This is a genomic window from Phyllobacterium sp. (assembly GCF_037994405.1).
Lineage (GTDB): Bacteria > Pseudomonadota > Alphaproteobacteria > Rhizobiales > Rhizobiaceae > Phyllobacterium.
In genome coordinates this window covers 1-7,414 of record NZ_JBBNAN010000010.1, presented here as the reverse complement: position 1 = coordinate 7,414, position 7,414 = coordinate 1, and the positions used below count along the sequence as shown (strand labels likewise).

The window sequence follows — 7,414 nt, the reverse complement described above, 5'->3', positions numbered from 1 at the left end:
ATATTGGCAAGATCGAGAAACCCGAAGAAGTGGGCTGCGGCCTCAATACCAATTTGGCAAGGTCAGCAGCACCGTGGCTGCAATTTCAGTAAATACGACAAAGACGACGAACGGAATAAACCCGTTGCTGATCTTCCGGTTGTCATTGGCTGCGGCAAAGCTTGTCAAGGGCTGCTCCCGATTTAACGACCCTCACAAGAAGCGAACCGGGTCATGATCGTCAGTACCGAATTTCGGCTTAGTCACGAAACTGTAACAGTTTGAAACTTTTTGTCACCCAAAAAATTCTCGTTCCTGTTCAACTTCGCTGTGATCGGCCTTTCAGGCGCTCATGCAGTTAATAGAAAATGCTTTTATTTCAGTGGCTTGTTTGCAGCGGTGCACGGGATGAAAAACACGTGCACCGCTGGGATTTTTCTTATTCCGCTGGGGTCGCGGCAGGGAGAATCGTGCCCGAATTGTGGCCGGATTCGCCTTCGAAATGGCTTCCATGGGTGGCGTGCCTGAGCCTACGGTTGCCCGTCAGCGCACGCACCAGCACGTAGAAGACCGGTGTCATGAACAGGCCGAACAGTGTCACGCCGATCATGCCGGCAAACACCGCCACACCCATGGCGCTGCGCATTTCCGCACCGGCGCCCGTCGACGTCACGAGCGGCACCACGCCCATGATGAAGGCCAGCGACGTCATCAGGATTGGTCGCAGCCGCAGCCTGCTTGCCTCGACAACCGCCTTGAAGGGCGTCGCTCCGGCAAACTCCAGCTCTCGCGCAAACTCGACGATCAGGATCGCGTTCTTGGCGGAGAGACCGACAAGCACGATCAGCCCGATCTGCGTGAAGACGTTGTTGTCCCCAGCCGTAAGCCAGACGCCGGTGAGGGCGGCGAGCAGCCCGAGCGGCACGATCATGATGATCGACAGCGGCAGGGCCAGACTTTCATATTGAGCCGAGAGAACCAGGAATACGAGCAGGATCGACAAAGGGAAGATCAGATAGGCCGAGTTGCCCGCGATGATCTCCTGGTAGGTCAGTTCCGTCCATTCGAAGCCGATTCCGGCGGGGAGGGTCTCGGCGGCGATCTTTTCCACAGCAGCCCGTGCCTGACCAGAAGAATAGCCGGGCGCCGCATTGCCGTTCACATCGGCCGCAAGGAAGCCGTTGTAGCGCATGACGCGGTCGGGTCCGGCACTCGACGAGACCTTGAGCAGTGCCGACAGCGGGATCATTTCTCCCGAGCCGGAACGTACCTTCAGGTCGCCAATGTCTTCGGCCTTGGCCCGGAAATCCGATTCCGCCTGCATGCGTACGGAATAGGTGCGGCCAAACTTGTTGAAGTCATTGACGTAAACGGAGCCAAGATAGATCTGCAGCGTATTGAAGATCTCTGGCAACGATACGTTGAGCTGGCGTGCCTTGGCACGGTCCACGTCGGCATAAAGCTGCGGAACATTGATCTGATAGCTGGAGAAGAGTCCTGTCAGTTCCGGCGCGGTCGCCGCCTTGCCAAGGAAAGCCTTCGTCGCATCGTCGAGGGCCTGATAGCCAAGACCATTGCGGTCCTCGATCTGCAGCTTGAACCCGCCGATCGCGCCAAGACCCTGCACAGGGGGAGGCGGGAACACGGCGCTGAAGGATTCCTGGATGCCGAACAGCTGTTTGTTGAGCTGCATCGCGATTGCACCGGCGCTGAGGTCGGGCGTCTTGCGTTCCTCAAATGGCTTGAGCGATACGAAGACAATGCCGGCATTGGCGCTATTGGTGAAACCGTTGATCGAGAGCCCCGGGAAAGCAATAGTGCTTTGAACACCCGGGATCTTCAGCGCCATGTCACCGATGCGGCGGACAACCGCTTCCGTCCGGTCAAGCGTCGCGCCATCCGGCAGCTGGGTGAAGCCGACCAGATATTGCTTGTCCTGCGGCGGCACGAAACCACCAGGTACACTCTTGAACATGAAGGCTGTGGCGCCAATCAGCAGAAGATAGATACCCATCATCACAGTCTTGCGCGAAATGACACCGCGCACGCCCTTGCTGTAGCCATTGGCGCCGCGCGTGAACACGGCATTGAAACCGCGGAACAGCCAGCCCAGCGTCTTGTCCATGAACCGCGTCAGGGCATCCTTCGGCTCGTCATGACCTTTCAGCAGCAGCGCGGCGAGCGCCGGTGACAAGGTCAGTGAGTTGAACGCCGAGATGACGGTGGAGATAGCGATCGTCAGTGCGAACTGGCGATAGAACTGTCCCGTCAGTCCCGTGATGAAGGCGAGCGGCACGAACACCGCTACCAGCACCAGCGCAATGGCGATAATCGGACCAGACACTTCGCGCATGGCCTGTATCGTCGCCTGGCGCGGCGCTAGTCCGTTCTCGATATTGCGCTCGACGTTTTCCACCACGACGATGGCGTCATCCACGACGATACCGATGGCCAGCACCAGCCCGAACAGGCTGAGCGCGTTTACCGAGAAGCCGAAGAGATGCATCACCGCGAAGGTGCCAATGATCGAGATCGGCACCGCGATGAGCGGAATGATCGATGCGCGCCACGTCTGCAGGAACAGGATGACGACGAGCACGACCAGCACAACGGCTTCGAGAAGTGTGTGCACCACGGCCTCGATAGAGGCGCGGACGAACTGCGTCGTATCGTAGACGATTTCGTAGTCCACACCTTCCGGCATGGTCAGCTTCATCTCGTTCATGACGGCGCGGACCTGATCGGCGATCTGGATCGCGTTCGAACCAGGCGCCTGGAATACAGGAATTGCGACGGCGGGCCTGTTGTCGAGCAGTGAGCGCAGTGAGTATTGCGCTGCTCCGAGCTCGATCCGGGCAATGTCGCGCAAATGGGTAATCGCCCCGTTTGCGGCGGTCTTGACGATGATCTGGCCGAATTCTTCTTCGGTCTGAAGCCGTCCTTGCGCGTTCACCGACAATTGCAGATTGACGTCGTTAGGGCTCGGCGATGCGCCGATCACGCCTGCTGCAGCCTGCACATTCTGCGCCCGGATCTCGTTGAGGACATCTGTTGCCGAAAGACCGAGTTCCGCGGTCTTTTGCGGGTCGAGCCAGACGCGCATGGAGTAATCGCCGGAACCAAACAGCTGCACGTCGCCGACACCATTGATGCGAGCGAGCCGGTCCTTGATGTTGATCAGAGCATAGTTGCGCAGATAGGTGATGTCATAGCGGTTGTTGGGCGAGATGAGGTTGACCACCAGCATCAGGTCAGGGGAGCTCTTCACCGTGGTGATGCCGAGGCTGCGCACTTCTTCGGGCAGGCGGGGTTCGGCCTGCGAGACGCGGTTCTGTACGAGCTGCTGCGCCTTGTCGGGATCCGTGCCGAGCGCAAAGGTGACCGTCAGCGTCATCTGGCCGTCGGCGGTTGCCTGGCTGCCCATATAGAGCATGCCTTCGACGCCGTTGATCGATTCCTCGATCGGCGTTGCAACCGTTTCGGCAATGACCTTCGGATTGGCACCCGGATATTGCGCGCGCACGACGATAGATGGCGGTACGACGTCCGGATATTCCGAAACCGGCATCGCCGTCAGAGCAATCAGGCCGCCAAGGAAAATCACAAAAGAAAGAACGCCCGCGAAAATCGGGCGATCAATGAAGAAATTGGAGATATTCATTTCAGGTTCCAAACCTGCCCCTTGCGGGGCTCTCAATTATTGCTTTGCCTTGGCCTGGTCCGCCAGCGCCTGCTGGTTGGGAGCCTGGCCACCCATCGCCACCGTTTCAGGCGCGACGAGGGAGCCAGGGCGGACACGCTGCAAGCCATTGACTACGATCTTCTCGTCCGCCTGGAGGCCGCCCGTGACGATCCGCAGCCCATCGGCCCGCGCGCCAAGGGTAATTTCGCGGTACTCGACGATGTTCTTCGGGTTGACGACCATGACGAACTTCTTGCTCTGGTCGGTTCCGACAGCTTTTTCATCGACGAGCAGTTCCTGCCGCTCGTTGGCCTGGCCCATGCGCACCTTGGCGAATTGACCGGGCATCAGCTTGCCGTTCACATTGTCGAATACCGCGCGAACCTTGACGGTACCGCTGGCCACATCGACGCTGTTGTTGATCAGCTGCAACTTGCCTGCGACGCCGTTCGAGCCTTGCACATCCATCTGCACCGGAATGCGATCAACGAAATCGCGGCTGTTCAAGCCCTCGGGAAGATCGGCCAGCGCATTGGCAACGATGTTCTCATCGGCTTCGAAACTTGCATAGATCGGGCTGATTGAGACCAGCGATGTCAGAAGCGGCGAGCTCGGGCCCGCAGCAATCAGATTGCCCGGCGTGATTTCAATGCGTCCGACACGGCCGGTGATCGGTGCACGAATATCGGTGTAGTCGAGGTTGAGCATTGCTGTCTTGAGAACCGCCTGCGCTGCTTGCAGGTCAGCCTCAGCACTGGTCTGGACATTGAGACGCTGGTCGTAGTCGCTCTGTGAAACCGTGCGGGAATCAACAAGGCGCTTGCCGCGCTCGAGTTCGTTCTTGGCAAATGCAAGTTTCGCCTCCGCAGCGCTGACCTGGGCGCGGGCGCGGGCAACCTCGGCTTCGTAGGGAGCCGGATCGATCTTGACGAGCAGGTCGCCCTGCTTGACGATTGCGCCTTCCTTGAAGGCAATCGACTGGACGGCGCCGGCTACGCGCGAGCGCACTTCAACCGCATCGACCGCTTCGAGGCGGCCGGAGAATTCGTTCCATTGGGTGACGAGCTTGGCCTGGACGACGGCAACCGAAACGGGCATGGCCTGTGCCGCAGCAGGCTGCTTCTCGCCTTCCGCATGGCTTTTCGGAAATTCGAGAAACTGTGTGCCGCCGACCGCTGCAAGCGTCAGAACAATACCGCTGACATAAAGACTTTTCTTGAAAGTGCTGACTGACATCGTGGTCATCCTGCTTTGAAAGTTTGTGCCATTGGGAGGATGGCAAATCGGGAACTCGATCCCAGAACCGGGCATTGACGTTCCATACCGATCGGTATAGAACGATGATATAAGGCTGCGGCACAGCAGCTGTCAACCGATTTTATACCGAGCGGTATAATTCTTTTAGGGAGTCTTGTCCATGGGACGGCCGAGGGAATTTGATGCGGATGATGCCTTGCAGGCAGCTTTGGAGCTGTTTTGGCGAAAGGGCTATGAAGGCACGTCCATCACTGACCTGACTGACGGTATGGGCATCACCAAACCCAGTCTCTACGGCACTTTTGGCAATAAGGAAGAACTCTTTCGCATGGCGCTTCAGCGTTACGAACAGAACTACATGGCCTTCTTCTGGAGCGCGCTGGAGCAACCGGACGCGCGCACCGTCGCATTTGATATCCTGCGTGGTTTCGTCAACGCCCAGACCGAAGAATGCAATCCCGGCGGCTGCCTTGTCGTCAATGCGGCCAGGGCCTGCAGCGATGCGGCGCTGGAGATTCACAAGACCATCGTCGAAAGAATCCAGGTAGGGCAGAAGGCGCTCGCGAGGCGCTTTGAACGCGCCAAACGGGAAGGCGATCTGCCCGCCGACAGCAATCCCGAGGATCTCGCCCGATTCATCATGACGGTTGCGCAAGGCACGGCCGTCCAGGCCTCGAGCGGCGCCGGTCGTGACGAGGTCTACCGGCTCGTCGACATTGCCATGAAGTCTTTTCCGGGCTGAGAGACAACACGACTTCCAGCAACTGTTGATTAAGGCGGGAGGCTGTATACTCGCAGCCGGACGAGATCAACGTATCCGTCCATGTCGCGACGGCGACCGCCGACGTTGGATGCCGACGATCCCGCCGCTCTCACTTCAGAGAGGGGTTCCTAATTGGACTCAGCCAATCGATCGCAGCATCATCAGGCACCGCCGAACTTTGCCGAACTTTTCACCCCCAAGCTGATCACGGTCCTGCGTGAAGGTTACGGCCGCACGAAATTTCAGGCGGATGTGATTGCCGGGCTGACGGTCGCGATCGTTGCCCTGCCGCTCTCGATGGCGATTGCCATTGCGTCTGGCGTCACACCGGACAAGGGACTTTTCACAGCCATCGTCGGCGGGTTCATCGTATCGGCGCTGGGTGGAAGCCGTTTCCAGATTGGCGGTCCTGCGGGCGCTTTCATCGTGCTTGTCGCCTCCACCGTGGACCGCCATGGCGTCGATGGTCTGATCCTGGCGACATTGATGGCCGGCGCCTTCCTGGTTGTCACCGGTTATCTGAGGCTTGGGACCTATATCAAGTTCATTCCCTATCCGGTCACGGTCGGATTCACCGCCGGCATTGCCGTCATCATCTTTGCCAGTCAGTTGAAAGAGCTTTTCGGCCTCAATTTCGCAGGCAAGGAGCCGGGCGACCTGTTGCCCAAGCTTGTCGCACTGGGCGAGGCTGCAGGCACGATCAATTTCGCCGCCGTTGCGATCTCGCTTTTGACCATTGGCGCAATTGTCGCGCTCAAACGCTGGCGGCCTTCATGGCCGGGCATGCTGATCGCGGTCTGTCTCGCTTCGCTGGCGGCAGTCCTGTTCGGCCTTCCGGTGGAAACGCTCGGCACGCGCTTTGGCGGCATACCCCGAACCTTGCCCATTCCTGCACTGCCGGCATTCACGCCGCAACTGGCATTGACCGTCCTGCCTGACGCCGTCAGTTTCGCGCTGCTCGGAGCTATTGAATCATTGCTGTCGGCGGTCGTCGCGGACGGGATGACCGGCCGGCGGCACCGTTCGAATTGTGAGCTGGTTGCGCAAGGCTTTGCCAATATCGGATCGGCGCTCTTCGGCGGCATTTGCGTCACCGGGGCCATCGCGCGGACTGCGACCAATGTCCGGGCGGGCGCCTATAGTCCGATTGCGGGCATAATGCATTCGGCATTCCTGCTGGTGTTCATGCTCGTTGCGGCGCCGCTTGCGAGCTATATTCCGCTCGCCGCGCTTGCCGGAGTTCTTGCCGTCGTTTCGTGGAATATGATCGAGCGGGAAGCGTTTCGAGCGCTTATTCGTTCATCGCGCGGCGATGCCGTCGTGCTTCTCGTCACCTTTGCGCTGGTCATCTTCCGCGATCTAACCGAGGGCATCGTCGTCGGCTTTGCACTGGGTACGATTCTGTTCATCGACCGCATGGCCAAGAGCGTGGCGCTGGAAGCCCATGAGCCCTTTGCGGTGGATGACGTGGCCGATGCAACTAATGGTGATCACACGGACTACAATGTCCGGACCGCAACTGACCCCGACACTGTTGTCTATCGCCTGACCGGCGCCTTCTTCTTCGGTGCGGCCTCGACCGTCGGCACGATCCTTGATCGCATCGCCGACCAGCGCCGCAACTTCATTCTCGACTGTTCCGCCGTGCCCTTGCTTGATTCGACCGCTGCCAATGTCATTGAAGCCTCGGCGCGCAAGGCGGAACGGGCAGGCGTCCGGTTCTTTATCACTGG

The 7,414-nt window shown here is 59.1% G+C and carries 4 protein-coding genes; 2 read left to right on the top strand and 2 right to left on the bottom strand.

Annotated elements, in window-relative coordinates; all coding sequences use genetic code 11:
* Positions 1 to 418: 418 nt before the first annotated feature.
* Entirely contained in the window at positions 419 to 3,640 is a 3,222-nt protein-coding gene (locus AAAC48_RS00610) for an efflux RND transporter permease subunit (protein ID WP_340652309.1), read from the bottom strand.
* Positions 3,641 to 3,676: 36 nt separating this feature from the next.
* Positions 3,677 to 4,897: an efflux RND transporter periplasmic adaptor subunit gene (locus tag AAAC48_RS00605; protein WP_340652308.1), complete on the bottom strand. Its 1,221-nt coding sequence runs from the start codon at positions 4,895 to 4,897 to the stop codon at positions 3,677 to 3,679.
* A gap of 181 nt (positions 4,898 to 5,078) precedes the next feature.
* Here AAAC48_RS00605 and AAAC48_RS00600 point away from each other — a divergent pair, with 181 nt between their 5' ends.
* Positions 5,079 to 5,660 carry a TetR/AcrR family transcriptional regulator gene (locus AAAC48_RS00600; protein ID WP_340652307.1) on the top strand — a complete coding sequence of 194 codons (582 nt, stop codon included), beginning with the start codon at positions 5,079 to 5,081 and terminating at the stop codon, positions 5,658 to 5,660.
* A 153-nt stretch (positions 5,661 to 5,813) separates the two neighbouring features.
* The coding region (locus AAAC48_RS00595; protein WP_340652306.1) for a SulP family inorganic anion transporter at positions 5,814 to 7,414 on the top strand (1,601 nt) is incomplete at its 3' end.